Origin of the sequence: Paractinoplanes atraurantiacus (assembly GCF_900215205.1) — a bacterium.
GTDB classification, from domain to species: Bacteria; Actinomycetota; Actinomycetes; order Mycobacteriales; family Micromonosporaceae; genus Actinoplanes; species Actinoplanes atraurantiacus.
The window spans coordinates 234,993-258,532 of the sequence record NZ_OBDY01000003.1; the positions used below are offsets into that span (position 1 = coordinate 234,993).

Genomic DNA, 23,540 nt, shown 5'->3' on the forward strand with positions numbered 1-23,540 from the left:
GCCCGCGCCTGCTGCGCCCGCGCCTGCTGCGCCCGCGCCTGCTGCGCCCGCGCCTGCTGCGCCCGCGCCTGCTGCGCCCGCGCCCGCGCCTGCGCCTGTGTCTGCCGCGCCCGCGCCCGCCGCGCCCGCGCCCGCCGCGCCCGCGCCTGCCGCGCCCGCGCCCGCCGCGCGCGGGTGCTGCTCGTCAGGCGAGGGATAGGCAGAGGCGGCGGGAGCTGGGGGAGGCCCGCTGTCGGCAAGGGCTGGGGTAGCCGCGGGGTCGGCGAGGGCTGAGGGAGTCGCGGGGCTGGTGGGAGCTGAGGAAGGCAGGGGGTTGGTGGGAGCGGAGGGATATGCGGGGTTAGGAGGAGGAGCTGAGGGTTGTGCTGGGTTGGTGGGAGCTGCGGGATGCGCGGCGTCAATAAGAGCCGGGGGATCCGCTGGGTCGGCGGAAGGTGAGGCAGGGTCTTCGGGAGCGGGAGCGGGAGCGGGAGCGGGAGCGGGAACGGGAACGGAGGGACTCGGTTGGTTGGCGGGAGGGAAGGTCAATGGGCACCGCCCAGGTTGACGATGACCACGCCGGCGATGATGAGGCTCACGCCGATTACTTTGGGCAATGTCAAAGGCTCGCCCAGGAATGCCGCGCCGATGGCGACGATGGCGGCTGTGCCGACGGCTGACCAGACGGCGTAGACGACGCCCACCGGCAGGTCGCGGACGGTCAAGGCCAGCATCAGGAATGAGACGGCGTAGCCGGACAGGCAGGCGAGGGTGGGCCACAGCCTGGTGAAGCCGTCGGTCGTCTTGAGCATGCTCGTGGCGGCGACCTCGGAGGAGATGGCGAGCAGCAGGAACAGATACGGCACGACGACTCTCCCGACTTGTACGTCTGTACAAGAGCGAACGTACAAGAAAAGTCTTCACGAGTCACTGCCGTCAATTCGGCCCCAACTGACCCGCTAAGGGGTGGCGCCGGCCGTCGCGGGGGTGGGGAGGTCATCCGGCTGGGGGGAGACCGTCGACGTGCGCCGATGACGGAGCTCGGCCGGGAGGACCAGGAGGGCGATCAGAATGCCCACGCCGCCGACGGCTACGAAGCCCCACGGTGGGGAGAGCGTGTCGGCGGCCAGGCCGGCCAGCGGGCCGCCCAGGGCCACGCCCACCGTCAGGGCCGAGTTGTGCAAGCCCATCGCCTCGCCCCGGGCGGCGGCGGGGGTCATGCGGCTGACCGCGTCGGCGCTGGAGGTGATCAGCGGGGCGCACAGGGCGCCCGCCGGCAGCAGGAGCAGGGCGATCAGCCACCAGTGGGACGAGCCCAGGCTGACCGCCGCGGTGGCCAGCGCCATGGGGGCCAGCAGGACGATCGGTGGCAGGCCCCGGCGGATCGTGCCGTAGGCGAAGCCGCCGAGCAGGGAGAAGAACGCCCACAACGTCATGACCAGGCCGGTCCAGCCGAGTTCGCCGTTTTCGCGCAGCACGGCCACGACCGCGACGTCTGTGCCGGCCAGGACGACCGTGGCGGCCGACGTGATGGCCAGGATGGCGACGAAGCGCGGGGTCAGCCAGCTGCGGCGGGGGACCCTCTCGCCCGACTCGATGGAGGCCTCGTGTGCGCCCCGGACCGGCGGGTTGAGCAGCCACAGGCCGATGCCGGAGACCAGGATGCCGCTGCCGATGGCCAGCATGGCCCAGCGCGGGCCGGCGCTCGTGGCGATCAGCACGCCCAGGGCGGGACCGGTCATGAAGCTGAGCTCGGTGGTGATCGAGTCGAGCGCGAAGGCCGGCAGGCGCTGCGACTCGGGTGTCATCGCCGCGATGGCCTGGCGGGCCACCGAGAACGCCGGCAGCGCCAGGAAACCGCCGACCAGCGCGATGGCCAGCAGCACCGGGAACGGCACGGCCTGGGCCAGCGACCAGAACAGCACCTCGGCGACCGTGGTCAGCACCAGCACCAGCCGCAGGCCCCGCCGGTCGATGAGGCGGCCCATCACCGGGGCGCCGACCGAGCCGCCGATGGTGAAGGCGGCGCCGATCAGCCCGGCGGCGCCGTAACCCCGCCCGAGGTCGTTCACCACGTGCAGGGTGAGCGTCACCGCGCCGGCGGCGATGGGAATGCGCGCGAGCGTCGCGACCACCAGCAACGACTTGATGCCGGGCAGGGCGAGCGTCTCGCGGTAAGGCTTGAGCAGCATGTGGATCCTGACCTCCGGGACACATCCTGCCCCGGAGGTACGACAGAAAACCAGCGGAGATCAGGCCGAGACGACCGGTGTGCCCGTCGTCTCAATCTGCGCCGACCGCATCTCTTCCAGCGCCGACGCCGTGGTGCCCTCGGCCACGCCGGCGGTCAGCTCGAGCAGCACCGTCGTCGCGAAACCCTCCGCCTTGGCGTCGAGTGCTGTAGCCCGTACGCAATGGTCCGTTGCGATGCCGACCAGCTCGACCTCCGTAACGCCCCGTGAGCGCAACCAGTCCGCCAAGGTCTCCCCGCCGTCGGTGTGGCCCTCGAAGCCGGAGTACGCCGCCTTGTGCTCACCCTTGTGGAAGACCGCCTCGATGCGGTCGGTGCTCAGCTCCGGGTGGAACTCGGCCCCGTCCGAGCCGACCACGCAGTGTGCCGGCCAGGTGTCGTGGTAGTCGGGGTGGTCGCTGAAGTGGTTGCCGGGGTCGATGTGCCAGTCCTTGGTGGCGACCACGTGGTCCCAGCGGGCGCCCGCCTTGCGCAGGACCAGCGAGATGCCCTTGGCCACGGCGGCGCCGCCGCCGACGGCCAGGGAGCCGCCCTCGCAGAAGTCGTTCTGGACGTCGACGATGATCAGCGCGCGTGTCACGGGACCCCCACGATGGTGACCGGAATGGCCGGGTCGCCGGCCGACAGCTTCAGACCCTCCCACGGTATCGAGATCAGGCACTGGCGCAGATGTTCACGGGATTCCCGCAACGCCGGCTGTTCGACGATCTCGCCCGCGGCGACGATCGGGCGCTGGAGAAGCCGGTCGTTCGGCTCGTGATCGGGCACGCCCTGGGACACGATGATCTCTTCGGTGGCCGTGCCGGTGGGCTTGTGCCGGCGGACCGCCGTCTTGCGGCCGCCGACGGTCGCTTTGTTCTCCGAGCGCTTCACCACCGGGCGGCCCTCGACCTCGACCAGCTTGTAGACCAGGCCCGCGGTCGGCGCGCCGGAACCGGTGACCACCGCCGTGCCGGCGCCGTACATGTCGACGGGCTCGGCCGCGAGGGCGGCGATCGCGTATTCGTCCATGTCGCCCGAAACGACGATCTTGGTCTCGGTGGCGCCCAGCGAGTCGAGAAGCTCGCGCGAGTGCTGCGCGAGCACCGACAGGTCGCCCGAGTCGATCCGGACCGCCCGCAGGTCGGGGCCGGCCACCGCGATCGCGTTCCGGATGCCCTGGGCGATGTCGTACGTGTCGACCAGCAGTGTCGTGTTCTTGCCGAGGGCGGCAACCTGTGAGGCGAAGGCGGCCGGCTCGTCGTCGTGCAGCAGCGTGAACGCGTGGGCCGACGTGCCAGTGGTCGGGATGCCGTAGCGGGCGCCGGCCGCGAGGTTGGACGTCGAGGCGAAACCCGCCAGGTAGGCCGCGCGGGCCGCGGCCACGGCGCTGTCCTCGTGCGTACGCCTCGAACCCATCTCGATGATCGGGCGGCCCCGGGCCGCCGTGACCATGCGCGCGGCCGCCGAGGCGATGGCCGAGTCGTGGTTGAGCACCGAGAGGATGAGCGTCTCGAGGACCACGCACTCGGCGAACGTGCCCGAGACGGTCATGATCGGCGAACCGGGGAAGAAGAGCTCGCCCTCCGCGTAGCCGTCGATGTCGCCACTGAAGCGGTAGTCGCGCAGCCAGGCCGCCGTGGTCTCGTCGACGATGCCCGCCTCACGCAGGAAGCCGACCTCGGCCTCGCTGAAGCGGAAGTCGCGGATCAGCTCGACCAGGCGGCCGGTGCCGGCGACCACGCCGTACCTCCGCCCGCCCGGCAGCCGCCGCGCGAAGACCTCGAAGACGCACGGCCGGCCGGCGGTGCCGTCCTTGAGCGCGGCGCTGACCATGGTCAGCTCGTACTGATCGGTGAGCAGCGCGGGGGCGAAGGAGTTCACAACCCCACCCTATTGCGCCGGACGGCCCCTTACGAACTGCCCGCTGACCTGCGGTTCGGCGTTCCGGTTCACCGATGCGGCAAATCCGGTGGCAACATGGGGGGCATGGCGTTGCCTCAGGTTGCTCCCGTCGAGACGCCGGAGATCCAAGAAGCACCGGAAGACGACCGGCCGTGGGTGACCATCGTCTGGGACGATCCGGTCAACCTCATGTCGTACGTGACCTGGGTTTTTCAAAAGCTCTTCGGTTACAGCAAGGAGAAGGCCGAGGCCCTGATGCTGGACGTGCACACGAAGGGCAAGGCGGTGGTCAGCATCGGTGCGCGCGAGCGCATGGAGATGGACGCCAACCAGCTGCACGGTTACGGCCTCTGGGCCACGGTCGACCGGTCCTGAACACCGCGGGAGAGGGCAGATGTTCCGACGCAACGGCAGCCAGTGTGTGGCCACCTTCGCGATCGACGAGGTGCGTGTGTTGCGCAAAGTCGCCGGTGAGGTGGTCGGTCTGCTGACCGACGGCATGGATCACGGCGATCCCGTGGTCTCGCGCCTGTTCCCCGACATCTATCCGGATCGCCCGGACGACTCGGCCGAGTTCCGCCTCTACACCGAGGGCGAGCTGAAAACCGGCAAGATCGACCAGGCCGGTGCGATTCTCGCGGCTCTGCCGGACGAGGGCGAGGGGGAGGTACGCCTCGACGGTGAGGCCGCCGAGGCCTGGCTCCGTGCCATCAACGACGCGCGGCTGGCCATGGGCACCAGGCTCGACATCAGGGCCGACACCGATCTGAGCGAAGAGCTGGAGACGGCGGTCGTCCGCGATCCCGGCTCCAGCCGCGTCTTCCAGCTCAGCGTCTACGCGTACCTGGGCTATCTCCAGGAGTCGCTGCTGAACGCCCTGCCCGAGATAGAGTGAGCCCCGCCACGCTCGGGGTGGGGAAATCTCACGGTAATGTGAACAACGTGCTGACCATCGACAGCGCGATCGTCGACGCGATCGTCGCCCACGCCCGCCGGGACCACCCCGACGAGGCCTGTGGCGTGGTCGCGGGCCCGATCGGCAGCGACCGGCCGGCCCGGCTCATCCCGATGGACAACGCGGCCCGCTCGATGACGTTCTACGAGTTCGACTCCATGGAGCAGCTGCGCGTCTGGCGCGAGATGGACGACAACGACGAGGAGCCGGTGGTCATCTACCACTCCCACACGGCGACCGAGGCCTATCCGTCACGGACGGACATCTCCTTCGCCGGCGAGCCCGGTGCGCATTATCTTCTGGTCTCCACCCGCGAGCCGGATTCCGAAGAGATCCGGTCGTTCCGCATAGTGGACGGCGTGGTGACCGAGGAAGAGATCAACATCGTGGATGCGACGGTAGACGCGTGATGGCGAGCGCTGTGCAGTCGTACATGTTCGGGCAGAGCCCGGTGTCGGTCTTCTACGAGTGTCGCTGACGACCTCGTACAGAAGACCCTGCCCACAGTTCGTTCTTCCTTTTGGAGCATTCACCGTCATGGCTATCGAAGTTCGCGTCCCGACCATCCTGCGCAGCTACACCGGCGGCGCCAAGACCGTCGAGGGTGCCGGCTCGACCCTCACCGAGCTGATCGACGACCTGGACGCCAAGCACAACGGCCTCAAGGGCCGCCTGATCACCGCCGAGGGTGGTCTGCACCGGTTCGTCAACATCTACGTCAACGACGAGGACGTCCGCTTCCTCGGCGCGCTCGACGCCAAGCTCAGCGACGGTGACTCGATCACCATCCTGCCGGCCGTGGCCGGCGGCGCCCTGGGCTTCGCGGCCGCCGCCGCCCTGCTCGGCCGTTAATCGTCATGGCTCGCTATGAGAGCCTCCTCGACGCGCTAGGGGGCACGCCGCTGGTCGGCCTGCCCCGCTTGTCACCGGCGGTGCCCGAGGGGGCGCCGCCGGTGCGGCTTTGGGCCAAGCTCGAGGACCACAACCCGACCGGCAGCATCAAGGACCGCCCGGCGTTTTTCATGGTGCGCGAGGCCGAGGAGTCCGGGCATCTGCGCCCGGGCGACACCATCCTCGAGCCGACCAGCGGCAACACCGGCATCGCGCTGGCCATGGTGGCCAAGCTGCGCGGCTACCGCCTGGTCTGCGTGATGCCCGAGAACGTCTCCTCCGAGCGGGTCCAGCTGCTCCGCATGTACGGCGCGGAGATCATCTTCTCGCCGGCCGCGGGCGGCTCGAACCAGGCCGTGGCCACGGCCAAGCAGATCGCGGCCGAGCACCCGGACTGGAAGATGCTGTTCCAGTACGGCAACCAGGCCAACGCCCGCGCGCACTACGAGACCACCGGTCCCGAGCTGCTGCAGGACCTGCCCACGATCACCCACTTCGTGGCCGGCCTGGGCACCACGGGCACGCTGATGGGCACCGGCCGCTTCCTCAAGGAGAAGGTCGAGGGCATCCAGATCGTCGCCGCCGAGCCGCGGTACGGCGAGGTGGTCTACGGCCTTCGCAACATCGACGAGGGCTACGTGCCGGAGCTGTACGACGCGTCGGTGCTCGACCGCCGGTTCTCGGTCGGCACCCGCGACGCCGTGCTCCGCACCCGCCAGCTCGTCGAGGTCGAGGGCATCTTCGCCGGCTTCTCCAGCGGCGCGATCCTGCACGCGGCCCTGGCCGTGGCCCACGACGCGGTCAAGAACGGCAAGCGGGCCGACGTCGCCTTCGTGATCGCCGACGGCGGCTGGAAATACCTGTCGACCGGCGCGTACGGCGGCACGCTGAACGACGCCGAAGACGCCCTCGAAGGGCAGCTCTGGGCTTAATACAGGGCGGCGATCAGTACGTCGATCGCGAGTGGCCCGGTGGCGCCGAGCAGAAGCAGCCACGGGAGGACCGGGCGGTGGATCGACAGGAACGAGCCCACCGCCAGTCCGACGCTGATGAGACCGAAAAGGGTCAGCACCGGTACGTACCAGAAATCGGCGCCGCCCAGCACCGTGACGAATGCGCGCACGCCGACTCCCATGCCCGCGAGACCGAGCGCCGCGGCGTAGAGGGACAGAATCAGCAATCGCGCGGTACCCGGCGCGGGATCGTCCGGGGCCGGGAAGCGAAAGAGTGTTTCGTTGTCCCCGAATCCGGTCGGAGCCGGTGTAATCTCCCAGCCACCGAACGGCATGATCTCCGCCGCCTCGGTCTGCGTGGGGCGGCTCCTCTCGGCCGTGGTCACGTGTTGCCTCCGCCTGTTGCGTCCGTCAAAGTCGTCACTTCGTGCAACGCGAACGACTCACCGGACGTAACGGGAATTGCGTTAATGGCCGAGGTCACGGGCGGTGTGATGTACGTTGTCGATTTAGCGACAAATCGATCAGACGTTTACATGGCGCGCAGGTCCCGGCGTACGCTTCGCTCCGTGATTGACTGGTCTGACGACTCCAGCACGGACCGGTCGGGCGGGGCGTGTACGACCCAGTGTGAGCCAGAGGGACCCGCATGCGACTGACCGTTCTCGGCTGTGCCGGCAGTTTTCCCGGCCCCGAGTCGGCTTGTTCCGCCTATCTCGTCGAGGCTGAGGGCTTCCGGCTTCTGGTCGATTTCGGCTCGGGCTCGTTGTCCGCTCTTCAGCGCTACTCGGACATGAACAAGATCGACGCCATCGTCCTGACGCATCTGCATTGCGATCACGTCCTGGACGCTTGTACGTACATCGTGGTGCGCCGCTACGACCCGTCCGGCGCGCTGCCGCCGGTGCCGGTCTACGCGCCGCTCGGTGCGGCGGAGCGGATCTCCTCGGCCTACAGCCAGGAGAACGAGGCCATCGACGACGTGTACACCTTCTACGGTCTGCAGCCCGGGACGTTCCCCATCGGCCCGTTCTCGGTCACTGTCGATCGGGTCAATCATCCGGTCGAGACGTACGGGGTGAGGATCGAGCACGGAGGGCGTGTGCTCGCCTACTCTTCGGACACGGCGCCCTGTGAACCGCTGCTGCGACTCGCCGCCGGCGCAGATCTTTTTCTTTGTGAGGCGAGTTACGCCGACGGGGTCGAGAACCCTCCCGGCCTGCACCTCACCGGCCGCGAGGCGGGCGAGGCGGCGACCAAGGCGGACGTCGGGCGACTGTTGCTGACCCATCTGGTGCCCGCATGGGTCTCGGAGGCATCTATTGTGGATGCCGCCGTGGCCGCATTTGCGGGACCGGTTGAGGTCGTGCGCCCCGGTGCCCGTTACGATCTCTGAGCCGGGGGACTGAAGCACCAGCGGATCGTGATCTTGGAGTTGTTGCATGCGCATCGTTCGCCTGGCCAACTTCGTGACCCCTCATACGGGTGGCCTGCGGACCGCACTTCGGAACCTCGGCGAGGGCTATCAGCGCGCCGGCCATGAGGCCGTGCTCGTGGTGCCCGGTCGCGAGCGCTCCGACAAGATGACCAGCCAGGGCCGCGTCATCACGCTGCCCAGCGCGCCACTGCCGCGCACCGGCGGGTACCGCGTCATGACCGGCCGCCGCGACCTGGCCAAGCTCCTCGACTCCCTCGAGCCCGACCGCATCGAGGTCTCCGACCGCACCACGCTGCGCTGGACCGGCAGCTGGGCCCGGCAGCGCGGGGTCGGCTCCATCATGGTGTCGCACGAGAGCCTGGCCGGCCTGCTCGGCGTCTGGGGCATGCCCAAACGTGAGCAGCTCGCCGACAAATACAACCTGCGCACCTCCGAGTTCTTCGACCAGATCGTCTGCACCACCTCCTTCGCGGCCGCCGAGTTCCGCCGCATCGGCGCGCCCAACCTCATCGAGGTGCCGCTCGGCGTCGACCTCGACGCCTTCCACCCGTCCCGGGCCGACGGGGCCGTCCGCGCCCGCTACGCCCGCCCGGACGAGGTGCTGGTGGCGTTCTGCAGCCGTCTCTCCGGCGTGAAAAAGCCCGAGCTGGCCGTGGACGCGCTCGCCGTGCTGCGCAACGACAAGGTGCCGGCCGTGCTCGCGGTGGCCGGAGACGGCGTACGGCGGGCCGCCCTGGCCTATCGCGCGGCTCGCCTCCCGGTGCGCTTCGCCGGGCACATCAGCGACCGCTCGACGATGGCCGCCCTGCTCGCCAGCGCCGACGTGGTGGTGGCGCCGGGGCCGGTCGAGACCTTCGGGCTGGCCGCGCTCGAGGCGCTCGCCTGCGGCACACCGGTCGTGGTCAACGAGTCGAGCGCGCTGCCCGAGGTGGTCGGCGACGCCGGCGTCGCGGTTCCGGGCACGGCCGAGGCCTTCGCCCAAGGTGTACGCACGCTGCTGGAGCGCCCCGAAGCCGAGCGGCGGGCCGCGGCCCGCGCCCGCGCCGAGCAGTTCGGATGGCAGACCGCCGTGGACGGCTTCCTGCGCGCCCACCGGGCCCTGCCCGAGGTCGCGGTGGCCGGCGTGCCGGCGGCCCGTCAGCGCCCGGCCGCGGTGCTGCGCCCGGCCGTTCCCCGGCCCGACCAAGCTTTCACCGGCTGGTTCGGCTGAGTTATCCACAGGAGCCGGGGCGGCTGAGGCGCGCCGGGCCCACTGCGCATAAGGTTTGGGCATGGCACGACCCGACGGCCGAGCGGCCGACCAGCTGCGACCGGTGACTCTCACCCGTAAATGGAGCATCCACCCCGAGGGGTCGGTGCTCGTCGAGTTCGGCGACACCCGGGTGCTCTGCACGGCCAGTGTCACCGAGGGCGTTCCCCGGTGGCGCAAAGGCTCCGGCCTCGGCTGGGTCACCGCGGAATACGCGATGCTGCCCCGCGCGACGAACACCCGCGGCGACCGCGAGAGCCTCAAGGGCAAGGTCGGCGGGCGTACGCATGAGATCTCCCGCCTGATCGGCCGCAGCCTCCGCGCCAGCATCGATCTGAAGGCCCTGGGCGAGAACTCGATCGTCCTCGATTGTGACGTCCTGCAGGCCGACGGCGGCACCCGCACGGCCGCGATCACGGGGGCCTATGTGGCCCTGCACGACGCGGTCAACTGGCTGGCCGACCGCAAGTCCCTGGCCGGCAAGGTGGAGAACGTGATGCACCGCTCGATCCAGGCGGTCAGCGTCGGCATCATCGACGGCGAGCCCCGGCTCGACCTGATGTATCTCGAAGACGTGGCGGCCGAGGTCGACATGAACGTGGTCGCCACCGGCGACGGCGACTTCGTCGAGGTGCAGGGCACGGGGGAGAACGGCGTGTTCCGCCGCGACCAGATGGACGCCCTGCTCGACCTGGCCCTGGCCGGCTGCGCCGATCTGGCGGCCGCCCAGCAGAAGGCGCTCGCCTCGTGAGCGCCAAGCTGCTGCTCGCCACGGCGAACAAGAAGAAGCTGGTGGAGCTCCAGCGCATCCTCGACCAGTCGCTGGGCACCAACCGCATCCAGCTGGTCGGCCTGGCCGACTTCGAGGGCTACCCCGACGTCCCCGAGACGGGCCTGACGTTCGGCGAGAACGCGCTGATCAAGGCCCGCGAGGGCGCCAAGCGCACCGGCCTGCCCACGGTGGCCGATGACTCGGGCATCGCGGTCGACGCGCTCAACGGCATGCCCGGCGTCTTCAGCGCCCGCTGGTCCGGCACCCACGGCAACGACGACGCCAACCTCGACCTGCTGCTGGCCCAGATCGGCGACGTGACCGACGAGCAGCGCGGCGGCGCCTTCGTGTGCGCGGCCGCCCTGGTCCTCCCCAACGGCCGCGAACACCTGGTCGAGGGCCGCCAGCAGGGTAAAATCCTCCGCGCCCGCCGAGGCGACGGCGGTTTCGGCTACGACCCCATCTTCCTGGGCGACGGCCAGTCAAAAACGAACGCCGAGCTGACCCCAGCCGAAAAAGACGCGATCAGCCACCGCGGCAAGGCTTTCCGCGAGCTCTCCAAGGTGATCGCCAAAGAAGTACCGGCCTAGGCGAGCCACCCGCCACCTACCGGGAACTTCTCAGGTAGGTGGCCGGCCGGTCGATGGCGTTTGGCGTGAATCCGCCCCACCGTTTCGCCGTCGGTAGGCCCGGGCCCGAGGGGTCGCTCGTGCGGATGGCGATCGGCGGGGCGACCGTCGTGGTGCTGGCGATTGGTGTCGTGGTCGTGACCAAACCACCGGACGGCGCCTCTGACCGGCTGGTGGCGCCGCACATGGTGATGACCCGCAGCCCGGGCCCGCACGGCATGTACAAGCAGGTGGCCGTGCCCGGCCCGGTCAGCCGAGATCAGCGGGTGGCCCTGACCGGCGACACTGGCGTCCGCGTCGAGGTCGGCCAAAGCCACCAGGGCGACCACATGCGCTCGGAGATGGTCGACATGACCGCGGAACCACCTCAGCTGGAACCGGGCTGGGAGGTCGACCTGACAGCAGGTTTCCCTGTCCCCGAGGACGCCGAGTTGACCCGGCTGCACATCGCGCTCCCGATCGGCGGCGACACGCCCTACGCCGAGTGGAACCTGCGGCGATGAGACCTTCGGAGGCCACCCAGGCCATTGAACGCCACCGTGAAACGTATTCCGCGGCGCCGGCCCGCCGGTGAAGTGCTGGCCGGCGCTGGATGCCGGGTGAGCCTCAGCGGAGCGGGCCGGTGCTCTGCTCGATCTCGTTGCGCAAAGCGCGGTCGGCCACGACTCGGCGGGACTCCTCCATGACCGGGGCCAGGAAGAGGTCGGGGCCAGGGGTGCCGGCGGTGGGGGCCAGGGCCGCGACGGCGGCTGTGCCGGCCGGGGACGGGGTGAGCGGGGCGCGGAGCTGGAGGCCACGGACGGCCGACAGCAGTTCCACGGCCAGCAGGCTTGTCAGGTTGTCCAGGACTGTTCGCAGCTTCTTGGTTGCGGCCCAGCCCATCGAGACATGATCCTCCTGCATGCCGCTCGTCGGGAGGGAGTCCACCGAGGCGGGTGCGGCCAGGCGGCGGTTCTCCGCGACGATGCCGGCCGCCGTGTACTGGGCGATCATCAGGCCCGAGTTGACGCCGGCGTCCGGCGACAGGAACGGGGGCAGGTCGCGGTTGCGGGTCACGTCCAGCAGGCGGTCCACGCGGCGTTCGGCGATCGCTCCCACCTCGGCGGCGGCGATGGCCAGGAAGTCGGCGGCGAAGCCGAGCGGGGCGCCGTGGAAGTTGCCGGTCGACTCGACCCGGCCGTCGGGCAGGACCACCGGGTTGTCGACGACCGAGACCAGCTCGCGGGCGGCCACCTGGCGTACGAAATCGAGGGTGTCCCGGGCCGCGCCCGCCACCTGGGGGGCGCAGCGCATCGAGTAGGCGTCCTGGACCGCGTGCGCGAGGTCGTCGCGGTGTGAGTCCATGATCGGGGAGTTCTGGAGCAGCTTGAGAATGTTCGCGGCCGAGGCCGTCTGACCCGGATGAGGGCGGATCTCGTGCAGTTCGGGCAGGAACGGGCGTTCCGAGCCGAGCATCGCCTCGATGGCCAGGGCCGCCGTCACGTCGGCCATGGTGAACAGGTGGGCCGCGTCGTCGATGGCCAGCAGCAGCATGCCGAGCATGCCGTCGGTGCCGTTGATCAGGGCCAGGCCCTCCTTGGCGGCCAGCTCCAGCGGCTTCAGCCCGGCCGCGTGCAGCGCCTCGGCCGCGGAGTGGCGGGCGCCGTCCTTGCCGATCACCCAGCCCTCGCCGAGCAGCACGATCGCGCAGTGGGCCAGCGGGGCCAGGTCGCCCGAGGCGCCCAGCGAGCCGTGCTCCGGCACCCAGGGGGTGATGTCGTGGTTGAGCAGGTCGGCCAGGCCCTGTGCGAGCACCGGCCGTACACCCGAACGCCCCAAAGCCAAAGACCGCAAGCGAAGCAACATCATTGCCCGTACGACTTCGCGGGCCATCGGCGCGCCGACACCGGCCGCGTGCGAGCGGATCAGCGCGTGCTGGAGCTCGGCCCGGCGGGACGGCTCGATGCGGGTGTTGGCGAGCGCGCCGAAACCGGTCGACACGCCGTAGACGGGCTTGCCGGACGCCTCGATCCGGTCGACGATCGCGCGGCTCGCCTCCATCGCGGCGACGGTCTCGGCGGCGATCTCGACGCGGGCGTCGTGGCGGGCCACGGCGATGACGTCGGCGGGGGTGACCCCAGTAGGTTGAACGATGACGGTCATTGCGCCACTCCGTTGTGCAGAACGGTTCTGATCAGGGGTACGCCGGGCCGGTAGGCCAGGTGCAGGTGGGACGGCGCGTCGAGCACCGTCAGGTCGGCCTTGGCGCCGGGTCGCAGCCGGCCGACGTCGTCGCGGCGCAGGGCGAGCGCACCACCGGCGGTCGCCGCGTGCACCGCCTCGGCCGGGGTCATCCGCATGTCGCGGACGGCCAGGGCGATGCAGAAAGGCATTGAGGTGGTGTACGACGATCCGGGGTTGCAGTCGGTGGCCAGGGCGACCCGGACACCCGCGTCGATCAGCCGCCGAGCGTCGGGATAGGGCGACCGGGTCGAGAACTCGGCGCCGGGCAGCAGCGTGGCGACGGTCTGCGACCCGGCGAGGGCGGCCACGTCGGCGTCGCTCAGGTGCGTGCAGTGGTCGGCGCTCGCGGCGCCCACCTCGACGGCAAGTTGCACGCCCGGCCCTTCGGTCAGCTGGTTCGCGTGCAGGCGGGGCAGCAGCCCCCGCTTGATGCCGGCGGTGAGGATCTCCCGCGCCTGGTCACCGTCGAAGGCGCCGCGGTCACAGAAGACATCGACCCATTTGCTGTACGGGGCACAGGCGTCCAGCATCTCGCCGGTGACCAGTGCGACGTAGTCGTCCGGGTCGTGCCCGGCCGGAACGACGTGTGCGCCCAGGAAAGTGGTCTCGCTGGTCAGTTCCCGGGCGAGGCGCAGCGAACGGGCTTCGTCGGCCACGTTCAACCCGTAGCCGCTCTTGATCTCGACGGTCGTGGTGCCCTGCCGCCGCATCTCGGCGACCAGCCGCGCCGCGTTGCCGAGAAGCTCGTCGTCGGCGGCGGCCCGGGTCGCGGCCATGGTCGTGCGGATGCCGCCGCCGGTATAAGGCTCACCGGCCATCCGGGCGCCGAACTCCTCGGCCCGGTCACCGGCGAAGACCAGATGCGCGTGACTGTCCACAAAGCCCGGTAGAACGGCCGCGCCACCCGCATCGATCCGCGCGTCGGCGGCCGGGGCGTGTCGGCGCGGCCCGATCCAGGCGACGCGATCCCCGTCGGCGACGAGAGCGACGTCGCGCCGAAGCCCGAGCAGCCCGTCCCCGTCGTCGTTGGTGACGAGCTCCCCGATGTTGTCGATCAGCAGGCTCATGAGTCGGCCCCCTCGATCGCGGCGGAGGAAGACGCGGCGGGCGGGGACAGGGTGGGGGAAGGCCGCGCGGTGCAGGGGGTGTGAGCCAGGACGGCGGAGATGGCCGTGGACAGGGCGGTCGGGACGTCGATGGTGACGTGGCGGCCGTCGGCGACGATCAGGCGGCCGTCGGCTATCACGTGGGTGATGTCGGCGGCGGTGGCGGCCAGCAGCGCCTGGGCCGGGTCGGTGCCCGCGGTGCGGACGCTGTCGAGGCGGACGCAGACGAGGTCGGCGCGCTGGCCGACGGCGATGCTGCCGGCGTCGGTCCAGCCCAGCGAGGTGTGAGCGGTGGCCGCGGTCATCAGCTCGGCCGGGGAGAAACGGCCGCGCTGGAGACGGGACACGCGCTCGTTCATCTCCAGGCCGCGGATCTCCTCGAACATGTCGATCACGGCGTGGCCGTCGCTGCCGAGGCTCAGTGGGGAGCCGTGGGCGGCCAGCTCGCCGGCCGGTCCGATGCCGTCGGCCAGGTCGCGCTCGGTGGTCGGGCACATGCACACCCCGGTGCCGCTGCCGCCCAGCGCCTTCACGTCGCGGCCGGTGAGGTGGGTGGCGTGCACCGCGGTGACGTTCGGGCCGAGCAGCCCGTGCCGATCCAGCAGCTCGGTCGGCGTGCACCCGTGGACCGCCCGGCATTGCTCGTTCTCCGCGGGCTGCTCCGACAGGTGAACGTGGACCGGCCGCCGTGCCGCGTCCACAGCGGCGTGCGCGGCCGAACTGCTCGCCCACGTGGCCATCTCGCTCATCGCGGGGGCCGGCACCGCCCGTACGGAATGAACTGCCGCTCCGATCCGAGCGTGCGGGGCCGCAGCCAGCCCGGCCACCCGCGAAGCCCAGCCGTCGAAGTCGGTGTCGCCGAAGCGGCGCTGCACTCCGGTCAGGGGCGCGCCGTCGACGCCGGCCGTCAGGTAGAGCGTGTCCAGCAGCGTGATCCGGATGCCGGCCTCGGCCGCGGCGGCGATGAGCGCGTGGCCCATGGCGTTCGGGTCGGCATACCGGACACCGTCGGGAGCATGGTGCAGATAGTGGAACTCTCCCACGGCCGTGATGCCGGCCAGCGCCATCTCGGCGTAGACCGCGCGGGCCAGCTCCAGGTAGGAGGAGGGGTCCAGGCGCGCCGCGACCTCGTACATCTTGTCGCGCCAGGTCCAGAAGCTGCCGCCGTCACCATGCGTACGACCTCGCAATGCTCTATGAAAAGCGTGCGAGTGAGCGTTGGCGAATCCCGGCAGCACGAGTCCAGGCAGGACGACGTCGGGCTTTTTGTCCGAGTCCAAAGACGCGAAACGGCCGTCCACGACTTCGATGTGGACATCTCGCGCCAGGCGGTCGCCCAGCCAGGCGTACGACGCGAAATAGACCGTCATGTCAGATCCAGCAGGACCCGGGCCAGAGCCTGGATCCCCTCGACGCAGTCCGCCTCCTCGGCGTGCTCGGCCGGCGAGTGCGAGACGCCGGTCGGGTTGCGCACGAAGAGCATCGCCGTCGGCACGTGCGCCGACAGCACACCCGCGTCGTGGCCGGCGCCCGTCGGCAGGATCGGCGCGTGGCCCAGCAGCTCGGAGATGCGCGCGGCCAGCGACGTCTCGAAGGACACCTCCTGGCTGAACGACTCGTTCGTCACCGACACCTCGACGCCGTCGCGGGCCGCCCGGTCGTAGGCTCGCTTGATCACGGCCTCGACCAGGCCGTCCAGCGTGTTCGTCTCGGCCGCCCGCGCGTCCAGCCAGCCGCGCACGAGCGACGGGATGGCGTTGGTGGCGTTCGGCTCCACCTCGACCCGGGCCACCGTCGCGTGCGCGCCGGCCAGCCGGGCCTCCTTGTTGGCCGCCAGCACCGTGTAGGCGAAGGTCAGCATCGGGTCGCGCCGGTCGGCCATCCGGGTCGTGCCCGCGTGGTCGCCGTGGCCGGTGAAGTCGAAGCGCCAGCGGCCGTGCGGCCAGATCGCGCTCGCGACGCCGACCGGCACCTCCAGGGCCCGGCCCTGCTCGATGTGCAACTCGATCAGCGCGCCGATCCGGCTGGTCAGCCCGGGCAGCCGGCCGGCCGGGGTGGTGCCGAGGGCCTCGCCGAACGTGACGCCCTCACGGTCGGTCAGCGCGGCCGCCGTCTCCGGCTCGATCGCGCCGGTGAGCAGGCGCGACCCGAGGCAGGGCAGGCCGAAACGGCCGCCCTCCTCGTCGACGAAGGCGACCACGGCGATCGGCCGGCGCGGCACGTGGCCGCGGCGGCGCAGCTCGTCGACGGCCAGGAAGCCGCTGACGATGCCGAGCGGGCCGTCGTAGCCGCCGCCGTGCGGCACCGAGTCGAAGTGCGATCCGGTCAGTACGGCGTCGTGGCCCCACTGCCCGCCCCACCAGGCGAACAGGTTGCCGTTGCCGTCGTCGGTGACCGGCATGTCGCGCCGGGCCGCCTGGTTGCGGAACCAGTCCCGCAGGACCAGCTCCGGCTCCTGGAGGGCGTAACGCTCGTAGCCGTTGGCCACCCGGCCGATCGGGGCGATCTCGGCCCAGAGCTCCGCGAAAGTCGCGCTCACTTGTCGTCCTGTCGCATCGGGATGTGGACGCCGCCGGCGGCGTCCGAGTCGTAGCCGGCGTCGACGTGCCGGATGACGCCCATGCCGGGGTCGTTGGTCAGCACCCGCTCGATCTTCTGCCCGGCCAGCGCAGTGCCGTCGGCCACGCACACCTGCCCGGCGTGGATCGAGCGGCCGATGCCGACGCCGCCGCCGTGGTGGATCGACACCCAGCTGGCGCCGCTGGCCGTGTTGACCAGGGCGTTGAGCAGCGGCCAGTCGGCGATGGCGTCCGAGCCGTCGAGCATCGATTCGGTTTCCCGGTACGGCGACGCGACCGACCCGGAGTCGAGATGATCACGGCCGATGACGATCGGGGCGCTGATGTCGCCGCGGGCGACCATGTCGTTGAAGCGGGCGCCGGCCACGTCGCGCTCGCCGTAGCCGAGCCAGCAGATGCGGGCGGGCAGGCCCTGGAAGGCCACTCGCTCGCCGGCCATCCGGATCCAGCGGGCCAGGGCCTCGTTCTCGGGGAAGAGGTCGAGGATCGCCTTGTCGGTCTTGTGGATGTCGGCCGGGTCGCCGGAGAGGGCAGCCCAGCGGAACGGGCCCTTGCCTTCGGCGAAGAGCGGGCGGATGTACGCGGGGACGAAGCCGGGGAAGTCGAAGGCGCGCTCGTAGCCGCCCAGTTTGGCTTCGCCGCGGATCGAGTTGCCGTAGTCGAAGACCTCGGCCCCGGCGTCCTGGAAGCCGACCATGGCGGCCACGTGGCGGGCCATGCTGGCGCGGGCCCGATCCGTGAACTCGTCCGGTTTGTCCGCGGCAAATGTCGCGGCGTCCGCGAGCTCGACCCCCACCGGCAGATAGGAGAGAGGGTCGTGAGCGCTTGTCTGGTCGGTGACGATGTCGATCTCGACGCCCTTGACCAGCAGCTCGGGGAAGATGACGGCGGCGTTGCCGACTACGCCGATGCTGACCGCTCGCTTTTCGGACTTAGCGTTTATAGCCCGATTTACCGCATCCTCGAGGTTGTCGGCGATCTCGTCGAGGTAACGCGTCTGGACCCGGCGCTCCAGCCTTGACCGATCAACATCGACGATCAGGCAGACGCCGCCGTTCATGGTCACGGCGAGCGGCTGCGCGCCACCCATGCCCCCGCAGCCGGCGGTCAGGGTGAGCGTGCCGGCCAGGGTGCCCTTGAAGCGCTTGGCCGCGACCGCGGCGAACGTCTCGTACGTGCCCTGCAGGATGCCCTGCGTCCCGATGTAGATCCACGAGCCGGCGGTCATCTGCCCGTACATGGTGAGGCCGAGCTTTTCCAGGCGGCGGAACTCGGGCCAGGTCGCCCAGTCGCCGACCAGGTTCGAGTTGGCGATGAGCACGCGCGGCGCCCACTCGTGGGTGCGGAAGACGCCGACCGGCTTGCCCGACTGCACGAGCAGGGTCTCGTCGTCCTTCAGCTCGTCGAGCTCGCGCACGATCGCGTGGAAGGAGGGCCAGTTCCGCGCGGCGCGGCCGGTACCGCCGTACACCACAAGATCTTCAGGCCTTTCGGCCACGTCGGGGTCGAGGTTGTTCATCAACATCCGCTTGGCGGCTTCTTGCGGCCAGCCCTTCGCGGTGTACGCCGTACCGCGCGGCGCCCGGATCTCCGTCATTGGTCTTCCCCTCTACCCCTGAAAAAGTTGCCGCCGAGCCGCGGCCGCCTCGAACTCCTCGAGCCGGCGCTGAACCGGCTCCGGGTCCGCGTCACACATCGCCTGCAGAAGCACCATGGCCATGGCCATCGGCCCGGTGTGCAGGTCGAACACGAGCCGCGTGCCCACCGCGGCCGGAAGCACGACCGCGGCGTCCTCGGCGACCGGGCTCACCGCCGAATCGGTGATCGCGACCACCGCGTACCCCATGGCCCTGGCCTCTTTGACCACCTCGAGCGACTCCCGCGGATAGCGCGGCAACACCAAGGCCAGCATGGCACCGGCACCCGCCACCCGGGCCTGATCGAGCCGGTCGAGCAGCGACGTCCCACCCGTGTCCCACACCCGCACATCCGGATGCACCTTGCTAGCGAAATACCCGAAATATCCCGCCAGAGGAGCGGCTGCCCTGAGCCCCAGAACCGGCAGAGGCCGACTGGCAACGAGCAAATTCGCCGCTTTCTGTACGGCGTCAAGACTGCCCAACTGCTCTTTCAACCGTTGCAGATGCTCGGCTTCAGCCTTGATCGCCACCTGCATGGCGTTGTCCTCACCGCCGTCATCGGCGGGCCCACCACCGACGTCCCGCAGAGCCCGCCGCAGGGCGGGATATCCGGGATACCCGAGCGCGATGGCAAACCGCGTCACCGACGGCTGACTGACCCCCGCCAGCTCAGCCACCTCAGCCGACGACAGAGCAGCCGCCGTCCCGGCCCGCTCCACCAGGCAGTGCGCAATCCGCCGCTGCGTGGGAGTGAGCCGAGCCCCAGCGAACAGGTCAAGCACTCCGCCATTCACCACTGCAGACTATGCATAAAAACTTTCAGAAGCCAGGGCTCGTCCAGTGATACGGCGGCTGCCCCGCTGTGGGTTCTCAGCGAAACCAATGCACTCGTGAGCAACATCCGGCCGACAGTCGCCGGGGCGGCAGCGGGTGACGAGCTAGCCGGCGGCTATCTTCGTCACCGGATTCGAGGCGCCGCAATGACCCGGTGGCGGGAGAGGAACCAGTGGCGAAATCAAAACGCGGCGGCGGACGACCCGACGGCATCCGGGCGCTGAACCGTGACCAGCGAGCGGCAGTGCTGAGTCGCGCCGCCCGACTGGTCGCCGAAGTGAACGCCGGCCAGGCCCGATGCGTGCACAACGGCGCGCTGATGGAACGAGGCGCGAACTTGATCCGAGTCAAGCTTGAGCCGATCCCCGTTGCCGTCGCTGTGCAAGGTCCTCTCGGAAGTTGCCTGCTCGCGCCGCCGCCGATGGGATCATTCCACTCGCCGACGGCGGCACTATGCAGCGCAGCGCCGGACTCGCCCAATGGAACGGCGCTGGGCATTTGCTGATGTTCTCGCGGGAGTTGCAACACTTCTATGACCCGACCCTTGACCAGGTCGCCGCGAGGACCGGCATCGGGCGCGGGGCGCTGATCATGCGGGCCGTCGCCGACGACTTCGACCACGACCTGCCGATCGAACTCGACTCCGGCTTGCTGCTGTACCGGCCGGTTCTGTCCGACCAGTCATGGCGCAGCGGATACAACGGCGAGTACGTGAAATGCGGTCCGTTGGCCCGAGAGATGATGCAGCGAGCCTTGGAGCTCGAGGGCCTCGACGAGAACCTTATCTGACCAGCCGAACCCCGAGACTTGGTCCGCCGTCGTCCCAGTTACCTTGCCAGCCGGAATCTCCGGATCCGGGAGAACGTCTCGACCTGCGAATCACTGGCCGCGCTGGCCGGCCTCGTGACCAGCGCGATCTCGCCAAACGCCGCAGAAAGGGCGAGTAGTGCCATGTCGTCTCGCGTCTGTTCGAGCGATGCCGAAGTTGGCTTCGGAGCGTTGCCTAATCCGCCGTCGCCGGCGTCTTTCGCTACATCAAGGCCGAGGATCGGCAATAGGAAGCCGCAGGTACGAATCGAGGGCGGCCGCCCCGGCCAGCATGGCTCGGCTTCGGGACGTCAGGCGGTCGTGCCAGCCCCGCAAAGCTGACTCCAGAGGCTCTATCCCGCCGGCCGAGCGGACCTGGGCGATGAACGGGGCTATCTGCTCCAGCAGGTAGCCGCCTCGGCGTAGCTGGTGGATGAGCTGGGCGTCTCTGGTGTCGGCGGGGGAGTAGACGCGGTAGCCCGTTTGCGGGTCTCGTCGTGGGTGGACCAAGCCGGCTCGTTCCCACTTGCGCAAGGTGGCCGGGCGTAGGCCGAGCCTGCGGGCCAGCGGGCCGACGAAAGTCTCGGCCTGCGAGGGCTCCACCGGGCCCAAGTCGCGCAGCGCGGCCTCGACCGCCCGCAACGTTTGGCGGTCACTCAAGAGTTGGACGTGGCTTTCGTCGATGAGGCGGAGCGCATCAGAAAGAGCGTCCCGGTTCAGCGCCTGCATGATGGCGGCCGCTGTTCGGTGGCCGTGGCCGGGCTGAAGGGCCAGGAATGCCCGCAGTGCCAGCGCGTGCCGGGGCGTGTAGGTGCGGTAGCCGAACTCGGTGCGCTCGGCTTCGGGCAGGATGCCCAGCGCCTCGTAGTTTCGGATCGCCTGGGTCGACAAGCCGTGCTCGCGGGCCAGGTCGACCGGGCGCAGCGTTTGAGGGTTTTGGGTCACTGGCCTGCCAAGGAAGCGGGAAAGTCTCAACCGACGGTTCAACGATACTGTTGAGAGGCATGACTGACGATGTGATGGCACTGCTTCCTGAGCGGCCCCGCCTGCTGGCTCTTGGGGAGCCCACCCACTTCGAGGACTCGCTTCTTCGCGTGCGCAACGACCTCTTCCGGCGGCTTGTCGAGCGGGAGGGGTTCCGGGCCATCGCCATCGAGAGCGACTGCCTGATGGGGCTGCTAGTCGACGACTATGTCGTGCACGGTGCCGGCACGCTGGACGATGTCATGCGGCGGGGCTTCAGCCACGAGTTCGGCACGATGGCGGGGAATCGTGAGCTTGTGCGCTGGCTGCATGCGTACAACCGAAGCCGCCCTTTGCCCGAGAGAGTGCACTTCGCGGGCTTCGACGGACCGCTGGAGATCACCGGCGGCGCGAGTCCGCGGGAGGCCCTTCTCGGGCTGCACGGCCTGCTCGGCGACAAGCCCTGCACGGTGGCGGAGCTCGACCGGCTGATCGGCGACGACGAGCGGTGGCCCAATCCGGACGCGATGATGGATCCGTCGCAGTCGGTGGGCCGGACGCCCGAGGCCCGGCAATTGCGGCTGCTGGCCGATGAAATGGTCGCCCTGCTCGAGGCGGAGAGTCCGGCAAAGGACGAAATGGACCGGGGGCGGTTGTACGGGCGTACGGCAACCGGCCTTTTGCTTTATCACCACTGGATGGCCGATCCGTCGCCGGCGCGGCTGACCCGGGTGCTCGGCCAGCGGGCCGCGATGATGGCGGCCAATCTGCTTGCCCTCACACAACAGCACGGCCCGATCATGGCCTTCGCGCAGAACAGCCACCTCCAGCGCGCGAAAAGCAGCATCCGCCTGGGTGGCCCGCTGCTGCATTGGTGGAGCGCCGGCGCGATCGTCGCCGCCCAATTGGGCTCGGACTACGCATTCGTGGCCACGGCGCTCGGCACGATCCGCCATCGCGGCGTCGAAACACCGCCGATCAACACCATTGAGGGCTTGCTGTACGTCCGGACCGGCGACCATTTCATCGTCGACCCCCGAAAGCTGCCGGCCGACGCGGAAAAGCGGGAGTCCCCCTGGTTCGGCTATGCCCCGCTCGACCCGGCCCACCTGCCGGAAATCGACGCGATCGTCTACGTGAAGGACGCCATAGTGGAGTGATGATCGGGGACAACGTCTTTGTCGAGCGGTTCCGCGCGGCGTCCGGCGGCCTTCTCCCCACGACCCTGATCGCCTCGTGGGAGCAGGTCGTGGGGTGGTGTGAAGAGGGCTTCTACGACGACGAGGAACCGGACGAGTATTTCAATGACATCAGTGCCCGCAGATGGGCTGGGTCCGGAAGCGGGTGGCAGCCCTCGACGCCCGCTTCGCGGCGACCGGTAGGGCTTTGCCAGGTGCAGGGTGATGTTGGTGTCGTCGCGCGGGTTGATGCTCGATGGGCGGCGTACGTCGATCCAGCCGTTGGCCGCACGGTTGCCGGGGCCGCATGAGCAGGCGCTGAGCCATTTCGTCAGCAACCCGCGCCCACGATCCGTGATCTGCTGCTGACAGCGGGCCGTAGGCCGCGTGGCGGATGACCTGGCGCGACAGCTCCGCCACCACACCCAAGCGCACCCTGATCCGGCTCGCGAGGCTGCGCTGGCACATCGAACATGACTACCGCGAAGTCAAACCGGAGGCCGCACCTGGCAAGGCTGGCACCACCCTGCAACGCCTGGGCCCAAACCCCAGCGCCGCAATGGCTCTCGACGCCGTACTTGTTCGAGTCGGATGATGCGGCGTTCCGAAGCAACAGCGGCCCGATCACCGCCCGCGCTTCATCTGTCAGCTCGCCACGCCACCACCCGACACATCAACCAGAACTGATCAACCGATCGGCGGTACGCGAACTAATCATTCAGATTGAGAATCATCTTTGACCGCTATGGTGGCGCCATGGCAAGTGACAGGCCGCGGACGCCGGTGGGGAGCGTCTCGTTCCGGCTCGGGGTTCTCGGGGTCTCCCAGGAGGCGCAGTTCGCGGCGGGGCTGGCCGGGCTCGAGCTCAAACCGAAGCATGTGGCCGTGCTCAGCGTGCTGCGGCTCAAAGGCGCCGAGTCGCAATTGGAGCTGTCGCAGGTCATGCGGGTCGCGCCGAGCCTCGTCGTGCTGCTCGTCGACCAGCTGGAGATCCGCGGGGCGGTGCGGCGGGTTCGTGATCCGGCCGACCGGCGCAAGCAGCAGGTGCACCTCACCGTCGAGGGCGCGCGCCTGCTCGAGGCGGCCACCGAGGTGTCGGCCCGTCTCGACGAGGAGCTGATCGCCTCGCTCAGCGCCGACGACCGGGCTGCCCTCGCTCGCGTGCTCGACCGGCTCGCCGCCGGCGACGGACTGTTGTCGGGGACGTAG

Annotated in this window: 25 protein-coding genes and 2 pseudogenes; 15 read left to right on the forward strand and 12 right to left on the reverse strand. The window is 69.8% G+C overall.

The features are described 5' to 3' along the window. A partial coding sequence (locus CRP55_RS53880; RefSeq protein ID WP_218854284.1) for a hypothetical protein occupies positions 1 to 273 on the forward strand: 273 nt, incomplete at its 5' end. A 251-nt stretch (positions 274 to 524) separates the two neighbouring features. On the opposite strand, the gene CRP55_RS10390 is transcribed toward CRP55_RS53880, so the two are convergent. The 4 genes from CRP55_RS10390 to CRP55_RS10405 form a co-directional block, all read right to left on the reverse strand. Beyond that, positions 525 to 845, reverse strand: coding sequence for a DMT family transporter (locus CRP55_RS10390; RefSeq protein WP_097319491.1), 321 nt, complete (start codon positions 843 to 845; stop codon positions 525 to 527). Positions 846 to 938: 93 nt separating this feature from the next. Next, positions 939 to 2,171, reverse strand: a complete 1,233-nt coding sequence (locus CRP55_RS10395) for an MFS transporter (protein WP_097319492.1) — start codon at positions 2,169 to 2,171, stop codon at positions 939 to 941. A 60-nt stretch (positions 2,172 to 2,231) separates the two neighbouring features. Further along, entirely contained in the window at positions 2,232 to 2,810 is a 579-nt protein-coding gene (locus tag CRP55_RS10400; protein ID WP_097319494.1) for a nicotinamidase, read from the reverse strand. Beyond that, positions 2,807 to 4,093 carry a nicotinate phosphoribosyltransferase gene (locus tag CRP55_RS10405; protein ID WP_097319495.1) on the reverse strand — a complete coding sequence of 429 codons (1,287 nt, stop codon included), beginning with the start codon at positions 4,091 to 4,093 and terminating at the stop codon, positions 2,807 to 2,809. The genes CRP55_RS10400 and CRP55_RS10405 overlap by 4 nt, the downstream gene beginning before the upstream one ends. A gap of 105 nt (positions 4,094 to 4,198) precedes the next feature. On the opposite strand from CRP55_RS10405, the gene clpS reads away from it, so the two are divergent. The 5 genes and pseudogenes from clpS to CRP55_RS10430 all read left to right on the forward strand — a co-directional run bounded on the left by clpS (position 4,199) and on the right by CRP55_RS10430 (position 6,892). Continuing rightward, complete coding sequence (clpS, locus tag CRP55_RS10410) at positions 4,199 to 4,489, forward strand: ATP-dependent Clp protease adapter ClpS (RefSeq protein ID WP_097319498.1); 291 nt, start codon at positions 4,199 to 4,201, stop codon at positions 4,487 to 4,489. 19 nt (positions 4,490 to 4,508) lie between these two features. Then, entirely contained in the window at positions 4,509 to 5,009 is a 501-nt protein-coding gene (locus CRP55_RS10415; RefSeq protein ID WP_097319500.1) for a DUF2017 domain-containing protein, read from the forward strand. Between the two features lie 47 nt (positions 5,010 to 5,056). Beyond that, positions 5,057 to 5,547 (forward strand): annotated as a pseudogene (locus CRP55_RS10420) (M67 family metallopeptidase). Between the two features lie 59 nt (positions 5,548 to 5,606). Next, positions 5,607 to 5,921, forward strand: coding sequence for a MoaD family protein (locus CRP55_RS10425; protein WP_097319502.1), 315 nt, complete (start codon positions 5,607 to 5,609; stop codon positions 5,919 to 5,921). Positions 5,922 to 5,926: 5 nt separating this feature from the next. Then, positions 5,927 to 6,892 carry a PLP-dependent cysteine synthase family protein gene (locus tag CRP55_RS10430; RefSeq protein WP_097319503.1) on the forward strand — a complete coding sequence of 322 codons (966 nt, stop codon included), beginning with the start codon at positions 5,927 to 5,929 and terminating at the stop codon, positions 6,890 to 6,892. Here the strand turns inward: CRP55_RS10430 and CRP55_RS10435 are convergent. After that, the gene (locus tag CRP55_RS10435) at positions 6,889 to 7,299 is read right to left on the reverse strand and encodes a hypothetical protein (protein ID WP_097319506.1); all 411 of its coding nucleotides are present in this window, start codon (positions 7,297 to 7,299) and stop codon (positions 6,889 to 6,891) included. The two genes, CRP55_RS10430 and CRP55_RS10435, sit on opposite strands and share 4 nt — an antisense overlap. Positions 7,300 to 7,562: 263 nt before the next feature. On the opposite strand from CRP55_RS10435, the gene CRP55_RS10440 reads away from it, so the two are divergent. The 5 genes from CRP55_RS10440 (at position 7,563) to CRP55_RS10460 (ending at position 11,504) form a co-directional block, all read left to right on the forward strand. Then, positions 7,563 to 8,309: an MBL fold metallo-hydrolase gene (locus CRP55_RS10440; protein WP_097319507.1), complete on the forward strand. Its 747-nt coding sequence runs from the start codon at positions 7,563 to 7,565 to the stop codon at positions 8,307 to 8,309. A 46-nt stretch (positions 8,310 to 8,355) separates the two neighbouring features. Then, the gene (locus CRP55_RS10445) at positions 8,356 to 9,561 is read left to right on the forward strand and encodes a glycosyltransferase (protein WP_097319510.1); all 1,206 of its coding nucleotides are present in this window, start codon (positions 8,356 to 8,358) and stop codon (positions 9,559 to 9,561) included. A 61-nt stretch (positions 9,562 to 9,622) separates the two neighbouring features. Next, complete coding sequence (gene rph, locus CRP55_RS10450) at positions 9,623 to 10,351, forward strand: ribonuclease PH (RefSeq protein WP_097319512.1); 729 nt, start codon at positions 9,623 to 9,625, stop codon at positions 10,349 to 10,351. Then, entirely contained in the window at positions 10,348 to 10,962 is a 615-nt protein-coding gene (rdgB, locus tag CRP55_RS10455; RefSeq protein ID WP_097319515.1) for an RdgB/HAM1 family non-canonical purine NTP pyrophosphatase, read from the forward strand. The genes rph and rdgB overlap by 4 nt, the downstream gene beginning before the upstream one ends. 119 nt (positions 10,963 to 11,081) lie before the next feature. Continuing rightward, entirely contained in the window at positions 11,082 to 11,504 is a 423-nt protein-coding gene (locus tag CRP55_RS10460) for a hypothetical protein (RefSeq protein WP_143234531.1), read from the forward strand. Positions 11,505 to 11,607: 103 nt separating this feature from the next. On the opposite strand, the gene hutH is transcribed toward CRP55_RS10460, so the two are convergent. Genes hutH through CRP55_RS10490 form a run of 6 tightly spaced genes read right to left on the reverse strand, consistent with a single transcriptional unit; the run spans position 11,608 to position 19,343 of the window. Next, positions 11,608 to 13,143, reverse strand: a complete 1,536-nt coding sequence (gene hutH / locus CRP55_RS10465) for a histidine ammonia-lyase (protein WP_097319521.1) — start codon at positions 13,141 to 13,143, stop codon at positions 11,608 to 11,610. Beyond that, a complete protein-coding gene (gene hutI / locus CRP55_RS10470) occupies positions 13,140 to 14,291 on the reverse strand; it encodes an imidazolonepropionase (RefSeq protein ID WP_097319522.1) in 1,152 nt (383 codons plus the stop codon). The genes hutH and hutI overlap by 4 nt, the downstream gene beginning before the upstream one ends. Continuing rightward, positions 14,288 to 15,700 carry a formimidoylglutamate deiminase gene (locus CRP55_RS10475; protein ID WP_097319525.1) on the reverse strand — a complete coding sequence of 471 codons (1,413 nt, stop codon included), beginning with the start codon at positions 15,698 to 15,700 and terminating at the stop codon, positions 14,288 to 14,290. The genes hutI and CRP55_RS10475 overlap by 4 nt, the downstream gene beginning before the upstream one ends. Continuing rightward, positions 15,697 to 16,869 (reverse strand): allantoate amidohydrolase, encoded by a 1,173-nt coding sequence (locus CRP55_RS10480; RefSeq protein ID WP_097319528.1) that lies wholly within the window; start codon positions 16,867 to 16,869, stop codon positions 15,697 to 15,699. The genes CRP55_RS10475 and CRP55_RS10480 overlap by 4 nt, the downstream gene beginning before the upstream one ends. Beyond that, positions 16,866 to 18,506, reverse strand: coding sequence for a urocanate hydratase (gene hutU, locus CRP55_RS10485; protein WP_097319530.1), 1,641 nt, complete (start codon positions 18,504 to 18,506; stop codon positions 16,866 to 16,868). The genes CRP55_RS10480 and hutU overlap by 4 nt, the downstream gene beginning before the upstream one ends. A 12-nt stretch (positions 18,507 to 18,518) precedes the next feature. Beyond that, positions 18,519 to 19,343, reverse strand: coding sequence for a MurR/RpiR family transcriptional regulator (locus tag CRP55_RS10490; RefSeq protein WP_097319889.1), 825 nt, complete (start codon positions 19,341 to 19,343; stop codon positions 18,519 to 18,521). A gap of 439 nt (positions 19,344 to 19,782) precedes the next feature. Here CRP55_RS10490 and CRP55_RS10500 point away from each other — a divergent pair, with 439 nt between their 5' ends. Then, entirely contained in the window at positions 19,783 to 20,172 is a 390-nt protein-coding gene (locus tag CRP55_RS10500; RefSeq protein WP_143234533.1) for a hypothetical protein, read from the forward strand. A 246-nt stretch (positions 20,173 to 20,418) separates the two neighbouring features. On the opposite strand, the gene CRP55_RS10505 is transcribed toward CRP55_RS10500, so the two are convergent. After that, positions 20,419 to 21,135, reverse strand: a complete 717-nt coding sequence (locus tag CRP55_RS10505) for a TioE family transcriptional regulator (protein WP_218854287.1) — start codon at positions 21,133 to 21,135, stop codon at positions 20,419 to 20,421. 59 nt (positions 21,136 to 21,194) lie between these two features. Between CRP55_RS10505 and CRP55_RS10510 the strand changes: the two genes are divergently transcribed. The 3 genes and pseudogenes from CRP55_RS10510 (at position 21,195) to CRP55_RS10520 (ending at position 23,540) form a co-directional block, all read left to right on the forward strand. Next, positions 21,195 to 22,313: an erythromycin esterase family protein gene (locus CRP55_RS10510; RefSeq protein WP_097319538.1), complete on the forward strand. Its 1,119-nt coding sequence runs from the start codon at positions 21,195 to 21,197 to the stop codon at positions 22,311 to 22,313. 258 nt (positions 22,314 to 22,571) lie between these two features. Then, positions 22,572 to 22,667: pseudogene (locus CRP55_RS52035) on the forward strand (hypothetical protein); the annotation flags it as partial. Between the two features lie 420 nt (positions 22,668 to 23,087). After that, complete coding sequence (locus CRP55_RS10520; RefSeq protein ID WP_097319540.1) at positions 23,088 to 23,540, forward strand: MarR family winged helix-turn-helix transcriptional regulator; 453 nt, start codon at positions 23,088 to 23,090, stop codon at positions 23,538 to 23,540.